Raw genomic sequence first — 23,479 nt, 5'->3', positions numbered from 1 at the left:
TCCCCTGCCACACCACCCGGCATGCGGGTCCGCACCGGGCGGTTCGAGAGATTGAGGTTATGAGAGACGTACTAATCCCAGCCTGTCGAACCACGCAATAGTAAGCACGCGATTCAGCTCCAGACGACTGTTATGCCACCAGCGGCAGGTGTTTCCTGCCACCTTCTGCGCCACTTGGTTACTCGCGCCAAGTGCTCGCAACTCGCGATACGTCGTCGTTCCGCGCTTCCATTGTTTGAGCTGGATAGCTCGCAATCGGTGTCGCATCCATTCGTCCAGCTCACGCCAGACGGCTGGGGTTTGCGACAACCCGAAGTAAGCTTTCCAACCCAAAATGTAAGGGCGCAGCTCATCGACGATTTGCTGCAAGCTACGACCACACGAGCGTCGGGTGTACCAGCGTATTCGCTGCTTGAACTGCTTCTGCGCTTCATAAGAGGCAGCACGCTTAGCTTCGTCGCGGAATGACCACAACTCATAGCCCAAATACTTGCGACCGAACGCGCTCGTCACCGCACTCTTACTCGCGTTGACGCTCAAGTGCAGCTTTTCATACAGACGCTTCAGCAAGTCCATCACCCGTTGCCCCGCCTTCTGACTACGAACATAAACGTTCGCATCGTCGGCATAGCGCACGAAGCAATGACCTCGACGTTCAAGCTCCCGATCCACTTCGTCCAGTAGCACATTCGCCAGCAACGGCGACAGCGGGCCGCCTTGCGGCACCCCGCAGCGACTTTTCTCGACCACGCCATTGATCAGCGTTCCCGCATCCAGATACGCACGAATCAGCCGGATAACCGCCCGATCCGCGATCCGTTTGCGTAAACGATCCATCAAAATATCGTGGTCGACCCGGTCGAAGAATTTCTCCAGATCAACATCCACCACCACTTTACGTCCTGAAGAAACATAGCGCTGAGCCGCTAAAACGGCGCCCTGCGCACAGCGTCCAGGACGGAAGCCGTAGCTGTGTTCACTGAAAGTCGGATCGAGTAGTGGCTGCAAGACTTGCAGCAACGCTTGTTGGATCAAGCGGTCGGTGACCGTTGGGATACCCAGCTCGCGTTGACCGCCGTCGGGTTTGGGAATGGTTACACGCCGTACCGGACTGGGCCGGTAGACACCTGATAGAAGCTGTTCACGAATCGCCGCCCATTGGGTCAGCAGGTACTCGGCCGTCTGATCAATATCCAGACCGTCGACCCCCGCCGCACCTTTGTTGGCCTTGACCCGTTTCCACGCCCGCTTCAGGTTTTCTCTCGCAAAGGCCCGCTCCAGCAGCCCTTGCCCTGCGTTGTCGGTTTCATTTTGCGGGCGATTGACCTCGTCGCTGACGGAGCTTCTCACGGCTTCACCGTTCGCAGTCTCCATCAGCCCCGCGTTTGGCAGGCATCTGACTTCCGGTCTTTCGCATCAACATGGCCTATAACGCTTTCTCTCGTTCGGCCCTTCGTCAAAAAAAAAAGACTACTACGGCCTCTGCTGACTTCTCGCTCCGGCTTGCACCGTCGCCCTTTCAGGCATGAGGCGAGATCTCCCCAGGTAAGAACGCAATCCTTCACCACACAACCGCCGGATTTACACAGCCTGATCCTTGACCACAAGAGCTTCGCGGTTTTGTGCCCGCTCGCCCTGATCGGCTTTGCCTTATATCCGGTTCTTGTACATCGGCTCATGGCTTCGATTCACGCTTCCTCCCCACACTCGGTCGCCCTCATGCAGTTGCGCTTCACTTCGTTCGCTGTGGTCAGCTCACGGCGGGACTCTCACCCACAAGATTGCGCCCATGCTGGGCGCACACAAAAAAGGGCGACCGAGGTCGCCCTTTTTCTACAGCTTTACAGAACTTAGTTCTGCTTAGCCATTGCCTGGCGCAGCAGTGCCGCCATGGTGGTGTCAGCAGCAGCTTCCGGAGCAGCTTCTTTCAGGCTCTGGATAGCTTCTTTCTCTTCCACTTCGTCTTTCGACTTGATGGAGAGCTGAATCACGCGGCTCTTGCGGTCAACGCTGATGATCTTGGCTTCTACTTCCTGGCCTTCTTTCAGAACGTTGCGCGCGTCTTCAACGCGGTCACGGCTGATTTCGGAGGCTTTCAGAGTCGCTTCGATATCGTCGGCCAGAACGATGATGGCGCCTTTGGCGTCAACTTCTTTCACAGTGCCTTTAACGATGGCGCCTTTGTCGTTCTCTTGAACGTACTCGGAGAACGGATCACTTTCCAGTTGCTTGATACCCAGGGAGATGCGCTCGCGCTCTGGGTCAACCGACAGGATAACGGTGTCCAGCTCGTCGCCCTTCTTGAAACGACGAACAGCTTCTTCGCCAACTTCGTTCCAGGAGATGTCGGACAGGTGAACCAGGCCGTCGATGCCGCCGTCCAGACCAATGAAGATACCGAAATCGGTGATCGACTTGATGGTGCCGGAGATTTTATCGCCCTTGTTGAACTGGCCAGAGAAATCTTCCCATGGGTTAGATTTGCACTGCTTGATGCCCAGGGAGATACGACGACGCTCTTCGTCGATGTCCAGAACCATAACTTCCACTTCGTCGCCGACTTGTACGACTTTCGAAGGGTGGATGTTCTTGTTGGTCCAGTCCATTTCGGAAACGTGTACCAGGCCTTCCACGCCTTCTTCCAGCTCTGCGAAGCAGCCGTAGTCAGTCAGGTTGGTAACACGCGCGGTTACGCGAGTGCTTTCTGGGTAACGAGCCTTGATAGCAACCCATGGATCTTCGCCCAGCTGCTTCAAGCCCAGGGAAACGCGGTTACGCTCACGATCGTACTTCAGAACCTTGACATCGATCTCGTCGCCAACGTTGACGATTTCGGAAGGATGCTTGATACGCTTCCAAGCCATGTCGGTAATGTGCAGCAGGCCATCGACGCCACCCAGATCGACGAATGCGCCGTAATCGGTGAGGTTCTTGACGATACCTTTGACTTGTTGGCCTTCCTGCAGGGATTCCAGCAGAGCTTCACGCTCGGCGGAGTTCTCTGCTTCCAGCACGCTGCGACGGGAAACGACAACGTTGTTGCGCTTCTGGTCGAGCTTGATGACTTTGAATTCGAGTTCTTTGCCTTCCAGGTGCGTGGTGTCGCGCACTGGACGAACGTCGACCAAAGAACCTGGCAGGAACGCACGGATGCCGTTAACGTCGACAGTGAAGCCGCCTTTAACCTTACCGTTGATAACGCCCTTGACCACTTCTTCAGCTGCGAAGGCTGCTTCGAGAACAATCCAGCATTCAGCGCGCTTGGCTTTTTCACGGGACAGCTTGGTTTCACCGAAACCGTCTTCAACCGAGTCCAGAGCAACGTGAACTTCGTCACCGACATTGATAGTCAGGTCACCAGCATCGTTGTAGAACTGTTCCAGCGGGATCAGAGCTTCAGACTTCAGACCAGCGTGAACGGTTACCCAGCGAGCTTGGTAATCGATATCAACGATAACACCGGTGATGATGGAGCCTGCCTGAAGGTTCAGGGTTTTTAGGCTTTCTTCAAAGAGTTCCGCAAAGCTTTCGCTCATTTTAATTCCTGTTGATAAGGGCGAAGAATACGCCCATCTCCACACCCCAGACGGTGTGGGTCAGTTTCAGTTAAAAGAAGCCACCGCAGGACTATGACTGGTCCCCTGCGGCCTTCTTGATCACCCGGCGATATCGCGAATGGCGATTTCACTCATGATGCGTTCCAGCACCTGCTCGATGGACAGCTCCGTGGAATCCAGCTGTATGGCGTCAGCCGCCGGTTTGAGCGGGGCTACCGCACGCTGGGTATCACGCTCATCGCGTGCACGGATCTCATCTAGCAGACTCGACAGACTAACACCATCGACTTTGCCCTTCAACTGCAAGTAACGGCGGCGTGCCCGCTCCTCGGCGCTGGCGGTCAGGAAAATCTTCAGCGGCGCCTCGGGAAACACCACCGTGCCCATGTCGCGGCCATCAGCCACCAGGCCCGGCACCTCCTGGAATGCGCGCTGGCGCTGCAGCAGCGCCTCGCGCACGGCGGGCAGCGCGGCCACTTGGGAGGCACCCGCACCGATACTCTCGGTGCGAATCACATCGCTGACTTCATCACCTTCCAGAATGATGCGCTGCAACTGACCCTCGGTCGCCGCGATGAACTGCACATCCAGATGAGCGGCTAGTTTCGTCAGCAACTCTTCGTTGGTCAGGTCCACACCATGGTTGTGCGCAGCAAACGCCAGCAGGCGGTACAGCGCGCCAGAATCCAGCAGGCACCAACCCAGGCGCTTGGCCAGAATGCCAGCGATTGTGCCTTTACCCGAGCCGCTAGGCCCGTCGATGGTAATCACCGGTGCTTTGATATTCACAATTGAGCCTCTTGGGCAACACGGATGCCGACTTGGGCACACAGTGTCAGAAAGTTCGGAAAAGACGTAGCAACATTGGCGCAGTCAAGAATACGAATAGGCGCCTTCGCCCGCAGGGAAGCCACACTGAACGCCATGGCAATCCGATGGTCGCCATGGGCATGCACTTCACCGCCGCCCATCGGGCCACCGTCAATGATAATCCCATCGGGGGTGGGTTCACACTTCACACCCAGGGCCAACAGACCGTCGGCCATCACTTGGATGCGATCGGACTCCTTGAGGCGCAGTTCCTCTGCACCGCGCAAAACGGTACGGCCTTGAGCACAGGCTGCGGCAATGAACAGCACGGGAAACTCATCAATCGCCAGCGGCACCAGGGCCTCTGGAATTTCGATGCCCTTGAGCGCGGCGGCACGCACACGTAGATCCGCAACCGGCTCGCCGCCCACCTCGCGCTGATTTTCGAGGGTGATATCAGCCCCCATCAGCCGCAGGATATCGATTACCCCGGTGCGGGTCGGGTTGATACCGACATGCTCCAGCAACAGCTCGGAGCCCTCGGCAATCGAGGCCGCCACCAGGAAAAACGCCGAAGACGAAATATCCCCCGGCACTTCAATACGCGTAGCGGTCAACCCATGCCCCGACGCCAGCGACGCCGTCGCGCCCTGCACCGCCACCGGGTAACCAAAGCCGCGCAGCATGCGCTCGGTGTGGTCGCGGGTCGGTGCGGGCTCGGTCACCGAGGTTTTACCCTCAGCGTACAACCCCGCCAACAACAGGCAGGATTTCACCTGGGCACTGGCCATGGGCAGTACATAGTTCAAGCCTTTGAGCGATTGCCCGCCACGAATGCTCAGTGGCGGACGCCCGTCCGGCCCGGTTTCGATGATTGCGCCCATTTCCCGCAGCGGCTTGGCTACGCGGTTCATCGGGCGCTGGGACAGCGAGGCATCGCCGGTCAGCACGCTGTCAAAGCTCTGCGCCGCCAATACACCGGCCAACAGGCGCATCGATGTGCCGGAATTGCCCACATAGATCGGCCCCGGCGCAGCCTTCAGGCCCTGCAGGCCGACACCGTGAATAGTCACTCGTCCATGGTGTGGCCCCTCGATCACCACGCCCATGTCACGAAAAGCCTGCAAGGTCGCCAGGGCGTCTTCACCCTCAAGGAAGCCTTCCACCTCGGTCACACCCTCGGCCAACGACCCCAGCATGATCGAACGATGAGAGATCGACTTGTCACCCGGCACGCGGATGCGCCCGCTCAAGCGGCCACCCGGGCTGGCGATGAAGGTCAGGTCATCGGTGCTCACTGCGGTTTCCATGTAGGCCCGGCGCGCGAGGATCTTGCTGAAATGTTCGCGCGCCACCCGCGCACGGGTGAACACGCCCAGCAGTTGATGGCCGTCTCCCGCATCCACGGCCTCGCGCAAGGCGTCGAGATCAGTGCGGAAGGTGTCCAGGGTACGCAACACCGCTTCGCGATTGGCGAGAAAGATGTCGTGCCACATCACCGGATCGCTGCCGGCAATCCGCGTGAAATCGCGAAAACCACCCGCCGCGTAACGGAAAATCTCGAGGTTCTCGTTGCGCTTGGCCAGCGAATCCACCAAGCCAAATGCCAACAGATGCGGCAAGTGACTGGTCGCTGCCAACACTTCGTCGTGACGCTCGACCTGCATATGCTCCACATCCGCGCCCAGCTCGCGCCAGAGACGATCCACCACTGCCAACGCCGTGGGATCGGTTTGCGCAAGCGGCGTCAGGATGACCTTATGCCGACGGAACAGCTGCGCATTGGATGCCTCCACCCCGCTCTGCTCGGACCCAGCGATTGGATGGCCCGGCACAAAGCGCGGCGGCATCCCACCAAACGCCAATCGTGCCGCACGCACCACGTTGCCTTTGGCGCTGCCCACATCGGTAAGGATCGCTTGCCCGAGGTCCATGCCAGCCAGTACCGCCAGCAATTTCTCCATGGCCAGGATCGGCACGGCGAGCTGGATCACATCCGCGCCCTGGCACGCAACGGCCAGGTCCGCTTCACAGCGGTCCACCACGCCCAACTCCACCGCCAACTTGCGCGACTGCGGGTCGAGGTCCACGCCCACCACTTCGCCACACAGCCCGCTTTCACGCAGGCCCTTGGCGAAGGAGCCACCGATCAACCCCAGGCCGACCACCACCAGGCGACCGATCATAGGCACAGCAGGTTGCAATGCAGTGACATCAACCACGGGCCAGAACCTTGGCCAGCGCCTCAAGGAAGCGGCTGTTCTCAGCCGGCAGACCGATGGTGATACGCAGATGGTTCGGCATGCCGTAGTTCGCCACGGGGCGCACGATCACGCCCTCGCGCAGCAAGCCCTGGAACACCGGCGCAGCCACCTGGCCGAGGTCGACGCAGATGAAGTTGCCCTTGGACGGAATCCAGCCCAGGCCCAGCTCACGAAAGCCTTCCTGCAATTGCAGCATGCCGCTTTCGTTGAGACGACGGCCTTCTTCCAGGTATTCGGCATCCTTCACCGCCGCACAGGCCGCCGCCAGGGCCAGGCTGTTAACGTTGAACGGCTGGCGCACGCGGTTCAGCACATCGGCTACCATGGGCGTGGACAAGCCATAACCGACCCGCAACGACGCCAGGCCATAAGCCTTGGAGAACGTACGCGACACCAGCAGGTTCGGGTAGGCCGCGAGGAAATCCAGGCCATCGGGCAGGTCGCTGCCTTCGGCGTACTCGATGTAGGCTTCGTCCAGCACGACCAGCACATGCCCCGGCACGTCCTGCAGGAATTCGTTCAGTGCCTGCTCGTCAAACCAGGTGCCGGTCGGGTTGTTCGGGTTGGCGATAAACACCACGCGAGTCTGGGCATCGATGGCTGCCAGCATCGCCGGCAGGTCATGGCCCCAGTCCTTGGCAGGAATCACGCGAGCATCCGCCCCCACCGCCTGGGTCACGATCGGGTAGACCGCAAACGCGTGCTCGCTGAACACCGCATTCAAGCCTGGCGCCAGGTAAGCACGGCCGACCAGTTCAAGGATGTCGTTGGAGCCATTGCCCAGGGTCACCTGGTTCAGCTCGACCCGGCACTTGTCCGCCAGCAAAGACTTGAGCGCAAAACCGTTGCCATCGGGATAACGGGTCAGTTCGGCCAGCTCTTCACGGATCGCCGCCAACACTTTGGGGCTCGGGCCCAGCGGGTTTTCGTTACTCGCCAGCTTGACGATTTTAGACGGGTCCAGATTCAACTCGCGGGCCAGTTCGTCCACAGGCTTGCCTGGAACGTAAGGCGAGAGTTGTTGCACGCCCGGCTGCGCCAGGGCGAGGAAGTTGCCACTCATGTCAAAGCCTCACAAAACCGCTTTCGGGTAAGAGCCCAGCACCTTGAGTGCCACGGCTTCCTGACTGATTTTCTCCAGCACGCCCTTGACCAGAGGGTCGCGGTGATGGCCCATGAAGTCGATAAAGAATACGTAGGTCCACTTACCGCTGCGCGAAGGACGAGTCTCGATGCGCGTCAGGTCAATCCCGTTGTCGTGGAATGGCACCAGCAGCTCATGCAGCGCGCCGGGCTTGTTGCTCATGGAGACGATGATCGAGGTCTTGTCGTCGCCGGTGGGCGGCACTTCCTGGCTGCCGATCATCAAAAAGCGCGTGGAGTTATCCGGGCGATCTTCGATCTTCTCGGCCAGGCGCGTCAGGCCGTACAGGCCCGCGGCCATATCGCCAGCAATCGCCGCCGAGTTCCACTCACCCTTGACCCGCTTTGCCGCCTCGGCGTTGCTGGACACCGCCACGCGCTCGACATTCGGGTAATGGGCGTCCAGCCACTTGCGGCACTGGGCCAGGGACTGGGCGTGGGAATAGATACGGCTGATGCTGTCGGTCTTGGTGTTTTCACCCACCAGCAGGTGGTGATGGATACGCAACTCCACCTCACCACAGATCACCATGTCGTGTTCGAGGAAGCTGTCCAGCGTGTGGTTGACCGCGCCTTCGGTGGAGTTTTCCACCGGCACCACGCCAAAATTCACCGCACCGGCCGCGACTTCACGGAAGACTTCGTCGATAGCCGCCATCGGCTTGCTGATCACCGCATGGCCGAAGTGCTTCATGGCTGCCGCCTGGGTGAAGGTGCCTTCAGGGCCGAGGTAAGCCACTTTCAGCGGCTGCTCCAGCGCCAGGCACGAAGACATGATTTCACGGAACAACCGCGCCATCTCTTCGTTGCCCAACGGGCCCTTGTTGCGTTCCATCACACGCTTGAGCACCTGGGCTTCACGCTCGGGCCGGTAGAACACCGGCACTTCGCCTTCCGCCAGGGACGCCATTTTCACCCGGGCCACTTCCTGGGCACAGCGCGCACGCTCACTGATCAGTTCCAGGACCTTCTCGTCCAGGCTGTCAATGCGTACGCGCAGGGCCTTGAGTTCTTGCTCAGACATTAGCCGTGTTCCTTCTCGAACTCTGCCATGTAGGCAACCAGCGCATTGATGGCGTGGATGTCGACGGCGTTATAAATGGAGGCGCGCATGCCACCCACCGAGCGGTGGCCCTTGAGGTTCAGCAGGCCGCGCGCGTCGGCGCCGGCCAGGAACGGCTTGTCCAGACGATCATCAGCCAGGCGGAACGGCACGTTCATCCACGAGCGGTCGCTGAGGTTGATCGGGTTGCTGTACAGGCCGCTGGCGTCGATGAAGTCGTACAGGACGCGCTTCTTCTCTTCGTTGAGCTTGCCCATCGCAGCCACACCGCCCTGCTCCTTGAGCCACTCGAAGACCAGGCCGGAGAGGTACCAGGCAAACGCCGGCGGGGTGTTGTACATCGAGCCGTTATCGGCCGCGACCTTGTAGTTGAGCATGGTCGGGCACAGCGAGCGGGCGCGACCCAGCAGGTCTTCGCGGATGATATTGACCAGGATGCCGCTCGGGCCGATGTTCTTCTGCGCGCCGGCGTAGATCATGCCGTAGCGGGACACGTCGATCGGGCGCGAGAGGATGTCCGAGGACATGTCGCACACCAGTGGCACGTCACCTACTTGTGGCACCCAATCAAATTCCAGGCCACCGATGGTTTCGTTGGCGACGTAGTGAACGTAGGCCGCGTCCTTGGTCAGCTTCCACTCGTTCTGACCGGGAATGGCGAAGTAGTCGTAGGGCTTGGCGGTGCCCGCCACGTTGACATGGCCGTAGCGCGAGGCCTCTTCAATGGCCTTCTGCCCCCAGATACCGGTGTCGATATAGTCGGCAGTGCCGCCTTCGGGCAGCAGGTTCAGCGGTAACTGGGCGAACTGCTGGCTCGCACCACCTTGCAGGAACAGCACCTTGTAATTGGATGGGATGTCCAGCAAGTCGCGCAGGTCCTGCTCGGCCTTGTTGGCGATGGACACGAACTCATCGCTGCGATGGCTCATTTCCATCACGGAGAGGCCTTTTCCATGCCAGTCGAGGAGTTCACCCTGCGCACGCTGCAGGACTGCTTCAGGAAGCGCCGCGGGACCGGCACAGAAGTTATAGGCTCTCTTGCTCACATCCAATCTCACTCTGATCTGGTGGGGCTGCAATCATGTCAGCAACGCCCTCGTTCTGGAGCGGACATCTGTGGGAGCTGGCTTGCCTGCGATAGCAGCGCCGCGGTATCACTGAATGACCGAGGCGCCTGTATCGCAGGCAAGCCAGCTCCCACATGGACCGCGTCCAGGCAAAGGGCGCTGTATTTCATACGGGACAAACAACAAGGGGGCGAATCTTCATCCGCCCCCTGTGTGTCCGCTTATTCCTGCGGTTCTTCTTCGTCTGCGGCAGCGTCGAGGGTTGGCTCGTCAACGTTGTCATCGCCAGCTGCGATCACCTCGCCTTCAAATTCCTCACCTTCGAGCTCTTCACCTTCGACTTCCGAAGGCTCCTGCACACGCTCCAGGCCGACCAGTTTTTCGTCCTTGGCCAGCTTGATCAGGGTCACGCCCTGGGTGTTACGGCCCAGGCTCGACACTTCCGCCACACGGGTACGCACCAGGGTGCCCTGGTCGGAAATCAGCATGATCTCCTCGCCATCGAGCACCTGCACCGCGCCGACCAGACGGCCGTTGCGGTCGTTGCTGACCATGGCGATCACGCCCTGGCCGCCACGCTTGTACTCCGGGAACTCACTGATGGCGGTACGCTTGCCATAACCACGCTCGGACGCGGTGAGGATCTGGCTGCCTTCTTCCGGGATCAGCATCGAAATCAGCTTCTGCCCTTCTGGCAGGCGCATGCCGCGCACACCGCGGGCAGTACGGCCCATGGCACGCACGTCGGATTCCTTGAAGCGTGTGACCTTGCCGCCATCGGAGAACAGCATGACTTCGCGCTCGCCATCAGTGATGGCTGCGGAAATCAGCACGTCGCCTTCATCCAGCTCCAGGGCGATCAGGCCCACGCTGCGTTGACGGCTGAAGGATTCCAGCGGGGTCTTCTTCACGGTGCCTTTGGCGGTAGCCATGAAGATGAAGTGGCCTTCGGTGTATTCCTCGACCGGCAGCATGGTGGTGATGTATTCATCACTGTCCAGCGGCAGCAGGTTGACCAACGGACGGCCACGGGCAGCGCGGGAGGCTTCCGGGATTTCGTAAGTCTTGAGCCAGTACACCTTGCCCTTGCTGGAGAACAGCAGCAGCGTGGTGTGGCTGTTGGCGACCAGCAGGTGAGCGATGTAGTCCTCATCCTTCACGCCGGTAGCCGATTTACCCTTACCACCACGACGCTGGGCCTGGTAGGCCGCCAGCGGCTGGGTCTTGGCATAGCCGCCGTGGGAGATGGTCACCACGCGCTCTTCTTCCGGGATCATGTCACCCAGGGTCAGGTCCAGGCGCGCATCAAGGATTTCGGTGCGGCGCACGTCGCCGTATTCGGCGCGGATCACTTCCAGTTCTTCGCGGATCACTTCCATCAGGCGCACGGCGCTGCTGAGGATGCGGATCAACTCGCCGATCTGGTTGAGGATCTCCTGGTACTCGGCCAGCAGCTTCTCGTGCTCAAGGCCAGTCAGGCGGTGCAGGCGCAGTTCCAGGATGGCCTGGGCCTGCTCTGGCGACAGGAAGTACTTGCCTTCACGCAGACCGTATTGCGGGTCCAGGGTCTCGGGGCGGCACGAGTCGGCGCCAGCGCGCTCAACCATTGCGACCACGGCGCTGGATTCCCAAGGCGTGCTGATCAGCGCTTCCTTGGCTTCCGACGGGGTTGGCGAGGCCTTGATGAGGGCGATCACCGGGTCGATGTTCGACAACGCAACCGCCTGGCCTTCCAGGATATGGCCGCGCTCGCGGGCCTTGCGCAGTTCGAACACGGTACGGCGGGTGACCACTTCGCGACGGTGACGCACGAAGGCTTCCAGCAGGTCCTTGAGGTTCAGGATGCGCGGGCGGCCGTCAATCAGGGCAACCACGTTGATACCAAACACGCTTTGCAGCTGGGTCTGGGCGTAGAGGTTGTTGAGGATCACCTCGGGCACTTCGCCGCGGCGCAGCTCGATGACCACGCGCATACCGTCCTTGTCGGACTCGTCGCGCAGCTCGGTGATGCCTTCCAGCTTCTTCTCTTTAACCAGCTCGGCGATCTTCTCGATCAGGCGTGCCTTGTTCAGTTGGTAAGGGAGTTCGGTGATGACGATCTGCTGGCGGCCACCGACCTTGTCGATGTCTTCGATGATCGAGCGGGCACGCATGTAAATGCGCCCGCGGCCAGTGCGGTAGGCTTCGATGATGCCGGCGCGACCGTTGATGATCGCGGCGGTCGGGAAGTCCGGGCCCGGGATGTATTGCATCAGCTCATCGACGGTCAGCTCAGGGTTGTCGATAAGGGCCAGGCAACCGTCGATGACTTCACCGAGGTTGTGCGGCGGGATGTTGGTGGCCATGCCCACGGCGATACCGCTGGAACCGTTGACCAGCAGGTTGGGAATCTTGGTGGGCATGACAGCCGGGATCATTTCGGTGCCGTCGTAGTTCGGCACCCAGTCCACGGTTTCTTTATGCAGGTCGGCCAGCAGCTCGTGCGCCAGCTTGGTCATGCGCACTTCGGTGTATCGCATGGCCGCGGCGTTGTCGCCGTCCACCGAACCGAAGTTGCCCTGGCCGTCTACCAGCAGGTAGCGCAGGGAAAACGGCTGCGCCATCCGAACGATGGTGTCGTACACCGCAGTGTCGCCGTGAGGGTGATACTTACCGATCACGTCACCGACAACACGGGCAGATTTCTTGTACGGCTTGTTCCAGTCGTTACCCAGCTCGCTCATCGCGAACAGCACACGCCGGTGCACGGGCTTCAAGCCATCGCGCGCATCAGGCAGTGCCCGACCGACAATTACGCTCATCGCGTAGTCGAGGTAGGACTGTTTCAGCTCGTCTTCGATATTGACCGGGAGGATTTCTTTGGCCAGTTCGCCCATGAGAAGCCTGATTCCTTTTTCGGGTGAAACCTCGTCACATCCATTCGGGACGAACGAAGCTCGCCGCTGCCGGCACGGTGCCTGACAACGACTTACGACAAATCAACGAGTTATGACACGGATCTGCACGTTATAGGCAACCCCTCGGGGCAGCCCTGGAAACCGCCGGATGGTATCACAATCGCCGCCACGCACCTATCCCCCTGATGCGCATGGAGGCTAGTAATTTGACGGATGACAGGCTTGAAGGGGACGAGAGGGGCTCAGAGGCGCGGTGGTGGTATTTTTTGAGGATGGATCCAGCAGTTTTATTGACCTTAACGGCCAATCGCAGGCAAGCCAGCTCCCACCTTTGATTTGTGAATACAGTTAAAGGTGGGAGCTGGCTTGCCTGCGATGGCGCCCCCACAGGCACCCACACACTCAATGCAGCCGCTTACGACACATCAACTTGGCCAGTTTGGCAGTGTCTGGCCGCTCGACAATGCCTTTTTCGGTGACGATCACGTCAATCAGGTCCGCAGGCGTCACATCAAACACAGGGTTAAACGCCGCAATATCCAACCGCTGCCCATCAACCTCAAGCAACTCGCCACTATCGCGCTGCTCCAGCGCAACATCATCGCCAGTAGCCATCATCAAATCCAGGGTCGAACTCGACGCCACCACCATAAAACGCACGCCATGGTGCATGGCACAGACGGCCAGTTGATAAGTGCCGATCTTGCTGATCACATCGCCATTGGCGGCAATACAGTCAGCACCCACCACCACCCAGGTCACGCCTTTGGTCTTGAGGATATGCGCCCCGGCGGAGTCGGCATTCACCGCCACCGGGATGCCCTGGCCCGCCAACTCCCACGCCGTCAGACGCGAGCCTTGCAGCCATGGGCGGGTTTCATTGACATAGACCTGCTCGACCAACCCCTCCAGATACGCCGCGTGAATCACCCCGAGGGCTGTGCCAACGCCACCGCAAGCCAGCGCGCCGGCATTGCCATGGGTAAGGATCGCTTGGGCATTGCCCTGATGCTTGCGAATCCGCTCCATACCCAGCTGGGCCATGACCACATTGGCTTCCCGATCACTCTCATGGATCGCGACGGCTTCGGCCTCCAGCACCACCAGCGGGTCGGCGTGCTGCTTGAGGCGATCCAGACGGTCGCGCATGCGCTGCAAGGCCCAGAACAAAGTCGATGCGGTCGGTCGGGTATGGGCCAGCAAGGCGTAGTCTTCTTCCCACGCGGCCTGCCAGTCACCGCCCTCGGCGATGCGCTCGCGGGCGGCGAGCACCAAGCCATAGGCGGCGCAGATGCCGATGGCCGGTGCGCCCCGCACCACCATGGTGCGAATGGCGTCGGCCACCGCTTCAACGGTACCGCAGGCCACCCAGCGCTCCCGGGACGGCAAAACACGCTGGTCGAGCAGGTGCAGCGCGCCATCACGCCATTGGATGGCCTTCACTTTCTCTGCAGCCAACAGTCGGTCGCGCATCCCTTACCCCGCACTCATGAACAAAAGCCGCCGATTATAGCGATCCGCCAGCCGGGACGCTCGGGTATACTTCGCCCTTCTTTTATAGCTGCCTGGGAAGAAGCCTGCGATGACCTCCACTGCCGCCCCGCTTGACTTGTTGCTGCTGCCGACCTGGCTGGTACCCGTCGAGCCCGCTGGGGTGGTGCTCAAGGAGCACGGCCTGGGTATCCGCGATGGCTGCATTGCCTTTATCGGGCCACGGGACGCGGCGTTGAAGCTCGCGGCGCAAGAGGTGCGTGAACTGCCCGGCATGTTGCTCAGCCCCGGCCTGGTCAATGCCCACGGCCATGCAGCCATGACCCTGTTCCGCGGCCTGGCCGACGATTTGCCGCTGATGACCTGGCTGGAAAAGCACATCTGGCCCGCCGAAGCCAAGTGGGTCGATGAAGCGTTCGTGCGCGACGGTACCAACCTGGCCATTGCCGAGCAGATCAAGGGCGGCATCACCTGCTTCTCAGACATGTATTTCTACCCCAAGGTCGCCAGTGACTGCGTGCACAACAGCGGTATGCGTGCGCAGATCGCGCTGCCGATCCTCGACTTTCCGATTCCCGGCGCCAGCAGTGCCGACGAGGCGATTCGCCAGGGTATCGAGCTGTTCGGCGACCTCAAGCACCACCCGCGCATCAAAATCACCTTCGGCCCCCACGCGCCCTACACCGTGTGCGATGCCAACCTGGAAAAGATCCGGGTGATCGCCGAAGAGCTGGACGCCGCGATCCATATGCACGTTCACGAAACCGCCTTTGAAGTGCAGCAAGCCGTCGAGCAGACCGGCGAGCGGCCATTGGCGCGCCTGGCTCGCCTTGGCCTGCTGGGCCCGCGCTTTCAGGCCGTGCACATGACCCAAATCAGCGAAGACGACCTGGCTTTACTGGTAGAAAGCAACACCAGCGTCATTCACTGCCCGGAATCGAACCTGAAACTGGCCAGCGGCTTTTGCCCGGTGGAGCGCTTGTGGCAGGCTGGCGTCAACGTGGCCATCGGCACCGACGGCGCTGCCAGCAACAATGACCTGGATTTGCTCGGCGAAACCCGCACGGCGGCGATGCTGGCCAAGGCCGTGGCCGGCTCGGCTACTGCGCTGGATGCCCACCGCGCCTTGCGCATGGCCACACTCAACGGCGCCAGGGCGATGGGCCTGGACAGCCAGATTGGCTCCCTGGAAGTCGGCAAGGCGGCAGACATCGTCGCTTTTGATCTTTCCGGGCTGGCGCAACAACCGATCTACGATCCGGTCTCACAGCTTATATATGCCACCGGGCGTGATTGCGTGAAACACCTTTGGGTTGCCGGCAAGCCATTGCTCGACGACCGGCAATTGACCCGCATGGATGAACAACAGTTGACCGCCACGGCCATTGCCTGGGGCCAACGCATCAGCGGGCACAGCGAATAACGACGCGGCTGAAGCCTCGGGTTCAGCCACGACACACCGACTTATCAGATTCAGAGGATTCACCATGAGCAACGTCGATCACGCCGAAATCGCCAAGTTTGAAGCCCTGGCTCACCGCTGGTGGGACCGCGAGAGCGAATTCAAACCCCTGCACGATATCAACCCACTGCGGGTCAACTGGATTGACGAGCGCGTCAACCTGGCCGGCAAAAAGGTGCTGGACGTCGGTTGCGGCGGCGGCATCCTCAGCGAAGCCATGGCCCAGCGCGGCGCCACCGTCATGGGCATCGACATGGGTGAAGCGCCGCTGGCCGTAGCGCAGTTGCACCAGCTCGAATCCGGCGTGAGCGTGGAGTACCGCCAGATCACCGCCGAAGCCCTGGCCGAAGAAATGCCCGAGCAGTTCGACGTGGTCACCTGCCTGGAAATGCTCGAACACGTGCCAGACCCGTCCTCGGTGATCCGTGCGTGCTTCCGTATGGTCAAGCCTGGCGGCCAGGTGTTCTTCTCCACTATCAACCGAAACCCCAAGGCTTACCTGTTCGCGATCATCGGCGCCGAATACATCATGAAGCTGCTGCCGCGCGGCACCCATGATTTCAAGAAATTCATCCGCCCTTCCGAGCTGGGTGCATGGAGCCGCCAGGCCGGGCTGACCGTCAAGGACATCATCGGCCTGACCTACAACCCGCTGACCAAGCACTACAAGCTGGCCAACGACGTTGACGTCAACTACATGATCCAGACCCTGCGCGAGGAGTAAGCCTGTGAAGTTGCGAGCGGTTCTCTTCGACATGGACGGTACCCTGCTGGACACCGCGCCGGACTTTATCGCCATCTGCCAGGCCATGCGCGCCGACCGTGGCCTGGCGCCGATCAACCCGCAGCACATCCGTGATGAAATCTCCGGCGGTGCGCGGGCGATGGTTGCGGTGACCTTCTCGATGGATCCTGAATCCCCAGGCTTTGAAGAGCTGCGCCAGGAATTCCTGGAGCGCTACCTCAAGGACTGCGCGGTGCACAGCAAACTGTTCGACGGCATGGCCGAACTGCTGGAAGACATCGAGAAAGCCAAGCTGATCTGGGGCGTGGTCACCAACAAGCCGGTGCGCTTTGCCGAACCGATCATGCAGCGCCTGGGCCTGGCCGAACGCTCGGCCGTGCTGATCTGCCCGGACCATGTGAAAAACAGCAAGCCGGACCCGGAGCCGATGATACTGGCGTGTAAGGTGCTCGACCTGGACCCGGCCAGCGTGCTGTTCGTGGGCGATGACCTGCGCGACATCGAATCCGGCCGCGACGCCGGTACGCGCACGGCGGCGGTAACTTATGGCTATATCCACCCGGATGACAACCCACGCCACTGGGGCGCGGATGTGGTGGTGGATCACCCGCTGGAATTGCGCAAGGTGCTGGATAACGCGCTGTGCAGTTGCTGATTGTTCGAAGATCTCAACAACACTGAGATCAATGTGGGAGCTGGCTTGCCTGCGATGGCGGTCTGCCAGCCAGCACATCTGCCGACAGGTACACCGCCATCGCAGGCAAGCCACCTCCCACAGGAAATGGATTCCACTTCAAGTGGTGTATCACCTTGAATTTTGTCGAGGCTATTTATGTTTGATTACTCTGCACCGCCAGAACTGCTCAAAGGCCGAATCATCCTGGTAACCGGCGCCGGTCGCGGGATTGGAGCGGCAGCGGCGAAGACCTATGCCGCCCATGGCGCCACCGTGCTGTTGCTGGGCAAGACCGAAGCCAACCTGGCCCAGGTGTATGACGAGATCGAAGCCGCCGGCCACCCACAGCCGGTGGTAATCCCGTTCAACCTGGAGACCGCCCTGCCCCATCAATACGATGAGCTGGCAGCGATGATCGAAAAGGCATTCGGCCACCTCGACGGCCTGTTGCACAACGCCTCGATCATCGGCCCACGCACGCCCATCGAGCAGTTGTCCGGCGAGAATTTCATGCGGGTGATGCACGTGAACGTCAACGCGATGTTCATGCTGACCAGCACTTTGCTGCCGCTGCTCAAGCTGTCCCAGGATGCGTCGGTGGTGTTCACCTCCAGCAGCGTCGGGCGCAAGGGCCGTGCTTATTGGGGTGCCTATGGCGTGTCCAAGTTCGCCACCGAGGGGCTGATGCAAACCCTGGCCGATGAGCTGGAAGATGTGGCCGCAGTGCGCGCCAACAGCATCAACCCGGGCGGCACCCGCACCAGCATGCGCGCCCAGGCGTACCCAGGGGAAAACCCGATGGAAAGGCCGGCGCCGGAAGAGATCATGCCGGTGTACCTGTACCTGATGGGGCCCGACAGTGCCGGCATCAATGGCCAGGCCTTCGATGCGCAGTAAACCCTGACACACCGCAAAACAAAGGTGGGAGCTGGCTTGCCTGCGATGCAGACACCTCGGTGATTCAGTTACACCGCAGTGATGCTATCGCAGGCAAGCCAGCTCCCACATTGCTTTGTGGTGTACTCAAATACTCAGTTTTTGACCACTTCCTCCAAGGTGAAACGTCCCAACGGGTTCTGCAGGAAGTTGCTTACGTTCTTGCGTGAGATGTTGATGTACGGGCTGTAGTACAGGTCAATCCAGTTCACATCCTGTTTGGCCAGCTTCTGCAACTCCACATACATTTGCTCACGCTTGGCCGGGTCTGCCTCGATCCGCGCGGCCGCCACCAATGCCTTGACCTGGTCGTTCTTGTAGCGGGTCATGTAGTTCTGGTTGGTGTCGTGGCCCAGCACGAAGGTGGTTTTCTGGTCGGGGTCGAGGATGTCGTTGGTCCAGTACATCACCGAAATATCGTATTCACCGTCCACCAGCATCTGCCAGCTTTGGGTGGGGTCGACTTTCTGCAGGTTGGCGGTCACGCCGACCTTGGCTAGCTGGTCCTTGATGATCACCGCGATCTGCTCGTCGGCCTCGTTGCCGGCGTTGACCACGTAGTTGAGCTTCAAGTCCTGGGCACCCGCAGCGGCCAGCAGCTTCTTGGCTTCGGCCGGGTCGTACGGGCGTTGCAGGTTGTTGGCGTAGTGGTACAGCGAGCCCTTTGGAATGTAGGAATAAGCCACGGTGCCTTGACCGTAAGTGACGGCTTTGACCAACGATTGCTTGTCGATGGCCATGTCCAGGGCCTGGCGCACTTGCGGCTTGGCCAACAGGCCGTGCTCGTGGTTGATCAACAGGTGATCTTCACGGGTGGACGGGTCGGCGTGGATCACCACGTTCTGGTCTTTTTTCAGCTCTTCCACGCGGGAGAACGGCACAAATATCGCCGTGTCGAGTTCGTTGTTCTGCACCATGCGCATGCGCGTGTTGTCATCGGTCACCGACACCCATTCCACGCCGTCCAGGCTCACGCTGCCGGCCTGCCAGAAATTCGGGTTTTTCTTCAGGATCACGCGGTCGCCCTTGCGCCACTCGTCCACGGTAAACGCGCCGGACGTCACCGGGTTTTCCGAGTAGGCGTCTTCGCCCATCTTGGTCATGGCTTTTTCCGACAGGATCGACACCGTTGGTGACGCCAGTTGCGAGAGGAAGGCCACCGCCGGGGTTTTCAAGGTGACCACCAGGGTCTTGGCATCGCTGGCCGTGGCGGTGTTGATCAGGCTGAACGGGTCGCTCCACAACGAGGCCTTGTTGTCGCGGATTCGCAGCAGGCTGAACGCGGCGTCGGCGGCAGTGATCGGCGAGCCGTCAGAGAACTTCGCCTCGCGCAGCTTGAAGGTATAGGTCAGGCCATCCTTGGAAATGTCCCAGCTTTCGGCCAGGCCCGGTTCCATCTTGGTGCCCAGGTTATCCACGCGCACCAGGGTGTCGTAGACGTTGGCAAATACCCAGGTGTCGCGGTTTTGCGCGCTTTTGATCGGGTCGAAAGTGGTGCTGTCTTCACGGCAGCCGATGGTGAGCACACCGGCGGCCTGGGCCAGGCCGGCGGTCAGCGACCAGGCCGTGAGGGTAGCGGCGGCGAGCAATTTCAAGTGGCGCGAGTGCATATCACAACTCCTTGTTAATGAATGGCAGAGGGTCAAAGCAAAGGGTCTTCAAGCACGCAACTGTACCGATGCTCGTGCAGGAAATGGGTGGGAGGCAATACCGAGGAACACTTGGCTTGCGCATACCGGCAACGCGGGTGAAAGGCACAACCAGTCGGCAGATTCAGCGGGCTCGGCGGCTCGCCGGGCAATGGCTGCGCAGGCAATGGCCGGTGCGGATCGATCTCCGGGATGGCCTGGATCAGCGCCGCCGTATACGGGTGACGCGGCGTGGTAAACACCGCTTCCACCGGGCCTTCCTCGACGATCTTGCCCAGGTACATCACCGCCACGCGGTCGCACAGGCGCCTTACGATGGCTAGGTCATGGGCGATAAACAGGATCGCCAGGTTCATACGCTGTTGCAGTTCCAGCAGCAGGTTGATGATCTGGCCCTGGATCGACACATCCAGCGCCGCCACGCATTCATCGGCAATGATCAGGCGCGGCTCCACTGCCAGCGCCCGGGCGATACCCACGCGCTGGCACTGGCCGCCACTGAGCGAGCCGGGCTTGCGTGAAGCCAGCTCAGGACGCAAGCCGACCAGTTCGAGCAACTCATTCACACGATCAGGAATCTGCTGCGCCGCCACCTTACGCTGCACACGCAGTACCTCGGCGAGGGTTTCGCCGATGCTGTGCCGTGGATTGAGCGCGGCGTAGGGGTCCTGGAAAATCATCGCGGTTTCATGCCGCAGTCGGGCAATGTCGATGGCGCTGCCATGGGCCATGTCGATACCGTCGAATAGCACCTGCCCTGCGCTGATCGGGTTGAGGTGCAGAATGGCCCGGCCCAGGGTGCTCTTGCCACTGCCGGACTCGCCCACCAAACCCAGGGTTTCACCGGCGGCGAGGTTCAGCGACACCCCGTTCACCGCCCTCACCCACTGGCGGTTGAGGCCAAACAGGCCGCTGCCGGACGCCGTAAAGCGCACTTCCAGATCCTTGACCTGTAACAGGCTCATGGGCGCGCTCCCAACGGGTAGTGACAGGCCACCCGTGCGCCCTGGGGCAGCAACTCGGTGCACAAGGCGCCCGCCTTCGGGCAGCGCGGGTGGAAGCGGCAGCCGTCGGGCAGTGCGTCGAGTAACGGCGGCTGGCCAGCAATGGTGCGCAACAACGCATGCCCACTGCTGTGGGCTGGCTGGCAGTCGATCAGGCCTGCGGTATACGGATGTTGCGGTTGGGCCAGCAGTTCGTATTTGCTGCCGTGCTCGCACAGGCGCCCGGCATACATCACGGCGATGGCATCGCAGGTTTGCGCCACCACGCCCAGGTCATGGGTGATCATGATGATCGACAGGCCACGCTGGTCGCGCAGGTCGAGCAACAGCCGCAGGATTTGCGCCTGCACCGTCACATCCAGGGCGGTGGTCGGTTCGTCGGCGATCAACACCTTCGGGTTGCAGCCCAGGGCCACAGCGATCATTGCGCGCTGGCGCATGCCACCGGAAAACTCATGGGGGTAATTGTCGACCCGCGTCTGCGGGTCGGGAATCCCGACCTGACGCAATACCTCGATCGCCTGCAAGCGCGCGTCTTTTTTCGACGCGCCTTGGTGCAGGCGGATGCCCTCGGCGATCTGCTCACCGATGCGCATCAACGGGTCCAGGTGGCTGCTAGGGTTCTGGAAGACCATGCCCAACTGCCCGCCGCGCACGGCGCGCATACCGGCATCATCCAGTGCCAACAGGTCCTGGCCGGCCAACTGCACAGCGCCGCCCTGTACGCGCAGATTGGGCGATGGCAACAGACGCATCAGGCCGCGACAGGCCATGGTCTTGCCGGAACCGCTCTCGCCCACCAGGCCAAGGATTTCACCTTCGGCCAGGTCGAAGGACACCCGATCCACCAAGGTAACCTCACGCCCGGCGTTGTTGGCGATCACACTGAGGTCGCGCACCTTCAGCAGGCTCATGAGCGCTCCCCCAATACCTGCGCAACACCATCGGCCAACAGGCTGAAGCCCATGGCCAAGGTCACGATGGCCAGGCCCGGAAAGGTGCAGATCCACCAGGCGGTGGTGATAAAGGCTTGCCCCTCGGCCACCATCGTCCCCCATTCGGCGGTCGGTGGTTGCACCCCCAGGCCCAGGTAACTGACGGCGGCGCCGTTGAGCAGCACCAGCACCGCGTCAGACATGGAAAACACAATGGAGCCAAACAGCGCATTAGGCAGCAAATGCCGGAACAGAATGCGCCCATGGCCAAAGCCCAGGCTCTTGGCGGCCAGGGCGAACTCGCTTTCCTTGAGCACCAGGATCTGCGAGCGAATCAGGCGCGCGTACGACACCCAGCCCACCAGCGCCATGGCGATGTAAAAACTCTGCAAGCCCGGCCCGAGGATGGCCATGATCGCCAACATCAGCACCAGGAACGGAAACGCCAGCACCACGTCGATCACACGCATGCAGACACTGTCGAAACGCCCGCCGATATAACCCGAGACCGCACCGATAAAGGTGCCAATGATGAACGGGAAGATCACCCCGATAACCGCCAACTGCAGGTCGATGCGCGCCCCCCAGATCACCCTCGACAGGATGTCCCTGCCGTAATTGTCCGTACCCAACGGATGGGCAAGGCTGGGGGCCAGCAAACTCATGCCGGTGTCCTGCGCGATGGGGTCGTAGGGCGCGACCCACGGCGCAAACAGCGCCAGGGCCAACCACGCGAACAGGATCAACAACCCCCATGCGGCGGTCAGCCGGCCATTGCGAAAACCAAAGCGCAGGCGCAAGCGCCACGGGGCAATCAATGGGCGGCTGCTCATTGCATCTTTACCCGTGGGTCGAGGGCCACTGTCACCAGGTCGGCCAGGAAGTTGACCACCACCGTGGCACAGGCCAGCACCATCGCCACGCCCTGCACCACCATGTAGTCACGGGTGAAAATACCGCGCACCAGCAACTGGCCGATGCCTGGAATCGCGAACAGGCTTTCGATGACCACCGTGCCGCTGATCAGCCAACCGATGTTGACCGCCAGCAGGTTGACCGCCGGCACCAGAGCGTTGGGCAGTACATGCCGGCGAAACACCGCGCCTTCCGACAGCCCGCGTGCACGTGCGGCGGTGACGTGGTCCGCCTGCAACTCCATCAACATGCTCGCCCGCAGGTTGCGCACCAGCACCGCCGACAGCGCCAGGGCGATGGTCAGGCATGGCAAAAGCATGTGGTGCGCCTTATCCAGCCAGGTGCGCCCGTAACCGGATACCGGGAACAGGCCCCATTTCACGCTGAGCAGCAGGATCAGCATCAACCCCAGCCAGAACGCCGGCATGCCCAGGCCGACCGTGGTGAACACGCGGATCAGCTTGTCTGCCCAACGGCCTTGCTGGCGCGCCGCAATCGTTGCCAGTGGCACCGCTATCAACAAAGCAAGCACCACGCTGCCCAGCACCAGCACCAGCGTCGGCTCGATCCGGGTGACGATCAGTTTCAGGGCGTCGACCTTGTACAGCAGCGATTGGCCGAGGTCGCCCTTGAGCAGGTTTTTCAGGAAGTAAAAGTATTGCAGCCACAAGGGCTGGTCGAGGCCGAACTGGGCGCGGATCTTCAGCAGCGCATCCGGCGTGCTGCGCGAACCCAGCAAGGCACGCGCCGGGTCGCCAGGAATCGAGCGCACCAACACGAAGGTGATCAGGCTGATGCCCAGCAGCACCGGCAACAATTGCAAGGGCCGGGACAACACAAAACGGTAGCGCGCCAGGTTCATGCG

18 protein-coding genes are annotated in these 23,479 nt (G+C 60.9%); 4 read left to right on the top strand and 14 right to left on the bottom strand.

Annotated elements, in window-relative coordinates:
- Window positions 1-57: 57 nt before the first annotated feature.
- The 9 genes from ltrA to mtnA all read right to left on the bottom strand — a co-directional run bounded on the left by ltrA (window position 58) and on the right by mtnA (window position 14,274).
- Complete coding sequence (ltrA, locus tag CLM72_RS08925) at window positions 58-1,374, bottom strand: group II intron reverse transcriptase/maturase (protein WP_201913665.1); 1,317 nt, start codon at window positions 1,372-1,374, stop codon at window positions 58-60.
- A 476-nt stretch (window positions 1,375-1,850) separates the two neighbouring features.
- Window positions 1,851-3,536, bottom strand: coding sequence for a 30S ribosomal protein S1 (rpsA, locus tag CLM72_RS08915; protein WP_003189774.1), 1,686 nt, complete (start codon window positions 3,534-3,536; stop codon window positions 1,851-1,853).
- Between the two features lie 120 nt (window positions 3,537-3,656).
- Complete coding sequence (gene cmk / locus CLM72_RS08910) at window positions 3,657-4,346, bottom strand: (d)CMP kinase (protein ID WP_105226209.1); 690 nt, start codon at window positions 4,344-4,346, stop codon at window positions 3,657-3,659.
- The gene (locus CLM72_RS08905) at window positions 4,343-6,553 is read right to left on the bottom strand and encodes a bifunctional prephenate dehydrogenase/3-phosphoshikimate 1-carboxyvinyltransferase (protein ID WP_256595412.1); all 2,211 of its coding nucleotides are present in this window, start codon (window positions 6,551-6,553) and stop codon (window positions 4,343-4,345) included. The genes cmk and CLM72_RS08905 overlap by 4 nt, the downstream gene beginning before the upstream one ends.
- 28 nt (window positions 6,554-6,581) lie before the next feature.
- A complete protein-coding gene (gene hisC, locus CLM72_RS08900) occupies window positions 6,582-7,694 on the bottom strand; it encodes a histidinol-phosphate transaminase (protein ID WP_105226207.1) in 1,113 nt (370 codons plus the stop codon).
- A gap of 9 nt (window positions 7,695-7,703) precedes the next feature.
- Window positions 7,704-8,798, bottom strand: a complete 1,095-nt coding sequence (gene pheA / locus CLM72_RS08895) for a prephenate dehydratase (RefSeq protein WP_032902668.1) — start codon at window positions 8,796-8,798, stop codon at window positions 7,704-7,706.
- A complete protein-coding gene (gene serC / locus CLM72_RS08890) occupies window positions 8,798-9,883 on the bottom strand; it encodes a 3-phosphoserine/phosphohydroxythreonine transaminase (protein ID WP_105226206.1) in 1,086 nt (361 codons plus the stop codon). Before serC ends, pheA begins: the two co-directional genes overlap by 1 nt.
- A gap of 242 nt (window positions 9,884-10,125) precedes the next feature.
- The gene (gene gyrA / locus CLM72_RS08885) at window positions 10,126-12,780 is read right to left on the bottom strand and encodes a DNA gyrase subunit A (protein WP_010211963.1); all 2,655 of its coding nucleotides are present in this window, start codon (window positions 12,778-12,780) and stop codon (window positions 10,126-10,128) included.
- Window positions 12,781-13,203: 423 nt separating this feature from the next.
- Window positions 13,204-14,274 carry an S-methyl-5-thioribose-1-phosphate isomerase gene (gene mtnA, locus CLM72_RS08880; protein WP_105226205.1) on the bottom strand — a complete coding sequence of 357 codons (1,071 nt, stop codon included), beginning with the start codon at window positions 14,272-14,274 and terminating at the stop codon, window positions 13,204-13,206.
- Window positions 14,275-14,383: 109 nt separating this feature from the next.
- Here mtnA and CLM72_RS08875 point away from each other — a divergent pair, with 109 nt between their 5' ends.
- The 4 genes from CLM72_RS08875 to CLM72_RS08860 all read left to right on the top strand — a co-directional run bounded on the left by CLM72_RS08875 (window position 14,384) and on the right by CLM72_RS08860 (window position 18,072).
- Window positions 14,384-15,715 (top strand): TRZ/ATZ family hydrolase, encoded by a 1,332-nt coding sequence (locus CLM72_RS08875; protein WP_105226204.1) that lies wholly within the window; start codon window positions 14,384-14,386, stop codon window positions 15,713-15,715.
- Window positions 15,716-15,779: 64 nt separating this feature from the next.
- On the top strand, window positions 15,780-16,478 hold the full coding sequence (ubiG, locus tag CLM72_RS08870; protein ID WP_003189760.1) for a bifunctional 2-polyprenyl-6-hydroxyphenol methylase/3-demethylubiquinol 3-O-methyltransferase UbiG: 699 nt from the start codon (window positions 15,780-15,782) through the stop codon (window positions 16,476-16,478).
- A gap of 4 nt (window positions 16,479-16,482) precedes the next feature.
- Complete coding sequence (gene mupP, locus CLM72_RS08865; RefSeq protein ID WP_105226203.1) at window positions 16,483-17,154, top strand: N-acetylmuramic acid 6-phosphate phosphatase MupP; 672 nt, start codon at window positions 16,483-16,485, stop codon at window positions 17,152-17,154.
- A 177-nt stretch (window positions 17,155-17,331) separates the two neighbouring features.
- A complete protein-coding gene (locus CLM72_RS08860; RefSeq protein WP_014717613.1) occupies window positions 17,332-18,072 on the top strand; it encodes a YciK family oxidoreductase in 741 nt (246 codons plus the stop codon).
- A gap of 134 nt (window positions 18,073-18,206) precedes the next feature.
- Here the strand turns inward: CLM72_RS08860 and CLM72_RS08855 are convergent, their stop codons facing one another.
- Genes CLM72_RS08855 through CLM72_RS08835 form a run of 5 tightly spaced genes read right to left on the bottom strand, consistent with a single transcriptional unit; the run spans window position 18,207 to window position 23,476 of the window.
- Window positions 18,207-19,721: an ABC transporter substrate-binding protein gene (locus tag CLM72_RS08855; protein ID WP_014717612.1), complete on the bottom strand. Its 1,515-nt coding sequence runs from the start codon at window positions 19,719-19,721 to the stop codon at window positions 18,207-18,209.
- 32 nt (window positions 19,722-19,753) lie between these two features.
- Entirely contained in the window at window positions 19,754-20,725 is a 972-nt protein-coding gene (locus CLM72_RS08850; RefSeq protein WP_105226202.1) for an ABC transporter ATP-binding protein, read from the bottom strand.
- Window positions 20,722-21,678, bottom strand: a complete 957-nt coding sequence (locus CLM72_RS08845; RefSeq protein WP_105226201.1) for an ABC transporter ATP-binding protein — start codon at window positions 21,676-21,678, stop codon at window positions 20,722-20,724. Before CLM72_RS08845 ends, CLM72_RS08850 begins: the two co-directional genes overlap by 4 nt.
- Window positions 21,675-22,532, bottom strand: a complete 858-nt coding sequence (locus tag CLM72_RS08840) for an ABC transporter permease (protein WP_032902665.1) — start codon at window positions 22,530-22,532, stop codon at window positions 21,675-21,677. Before CLM72_RS08840 ends, CLM72_RS08845 begins: the two co-directional genes overlap by 4 nt.
- A complete protein-coding gene (locus tag CLM72_RS08835) occupies window positions 22,529-23,476 on the bottom strand; it encodes an ABC transporter permease (protein ID WP_105226200.1) in 948 nt (315 codons plus the stop codon). The genes CLM72_RS08840 and CLM72_RS08835 overlap by 4 nt, the downstream gene beginning before the upstream one ends.
- Between the last annotated feature and the right edge of the window lie 3 nt (window positions 23,477-23,479).

Origin of the sequence: Pseudomonas sp. MYb193 (genome assembly GCF_002966775.1) — a bacterium.
In the GTDB taxonomy this organism is placed as follows: domain Bacteria; phylum Pseudomonadota; class Gammaproteobacteria; order Pseudomonadales; family Pseudomonadaceae; genus Aquipseudomonas; species Aquipseudomonas paracarnis.
Note: the sequence above shows the minus strand (reverse complement) of the source record. Positions and strands in the feature narration are given on the sequence as shown.

What these genes read in the sequence shown, in the direction of transcription:
- ltrA (WP_201913665.1), bottom strand. Translation starts at nt 1,374, where the DNA reads ATGGAGACTGCGAACGGTGAAGCCGTGAGAAGCTCCGTCAGCGACGAG.
- rpsA (WP_003189774.1), bottom strand. Translation starts at nt 3,536, where the DNA reads ATGAGCGAAAGCTTTGCGGAACTCTTTGAAGAAAGCCTAAAAACCCTG.
- CLM72_RS08905 (WP_256595412.1), bottom strand. Translation starts at nt 6,553, where the DNA reads ATGATCGGTCGCCTGGTGGTGGTCGGCCTGGGGTTGATCGGTGGCTCC.
- hisC (WP_105226207.1), bottom strand. Translation starts at nt 7,694, where the DNA reads ATGAGTGGCAACTTCCTCGCCCTGGCGCAGCCGGGCGTGCAACAACTC.
- pheA (WP_032902668.1), bottom strand. Translation starts at nt 8,798, where the DNA reads ATGTCTGAGCAAGAACTCAAGGCCCTGCGCGTACGCATTGACAGCCTG.
- gyrA (WP_010211963.1), bottom strand. Translation starts at nt 12,780, where the DNA reads ATGGGCGAACTGGCCAAAGAAATCCTCCCGGTCAATATCGAAGACGAG.
- mtnA (WP_105226205.1), bottom strand. Translation starts at nt 14,274, where the DNA reads ATGCGCGACCGACTGTTGGCTGCAGAGAAAGTGAAGGCCATCCAATGG.
- CLM72_RS08875 (WP_105226204.1), top strand. Translation starts at nt 14,384, where the DNA reads ATGACCTCCACTGCCGCCCCGCTTGACTTGTTGCTGCTGCCGACCTGG.
- ubiG (WP_003189760.1), top strand. Translation starts at nt 15,780, where the DNA reads ATGAGCAACGTCGATCACGCCGAAATCGCCAAGTTTGAAGCCCTGGCT.
- CLM72_RS08860 (WP_014717613.1), top strand. Translation starts at nt 17,332, where the DNA reads ATGTTTGATTACTCTGCACCGCCAGAACTGCTCAAAGGCCGAATCATC.
- CLM72_RS08855 (WP_014717612.1), bottom strand. Translation starts at nt 19,721, where the DNA reads ATGCACTCGCGCCACTTGAAATTGCTCGCCGCCGCTACCCTCACGGCC.
- CLM72_RS08850 (WP_105226202.1), bottom strand. Translation starts at nt 20,725, where the DNA reads ATGAGCCTGTTACAGGTCAAGGATCTGGAAGTGCGCTTTACGGCGTCC.
- CLM72_RS08845 (WP_105226201.1), bottom strand. Translation starts at nt 21,678, where the DNA reads ATGAGCCTGCTGAAGGTGCGCGACCTCAGTGTGATCGCCAACAACGCC.
- CLM72_RS08840 (WP_032902665.1), bottom strand. Translation starts at nt 22,532, where the DNA reads ATGAGCAGCCGCCCATTGATTGCCCCGTGGCGCTTGCGCCTGCGCTTT.
- CLM72_RS08835 (WP_105226200.1), bottom strand. Translation starts at nt 23,476, where the DNA reads ATGAACCTGGCGCGCTACCGTTTTGTGTTGTCCCGGCCCTTGCAATTG.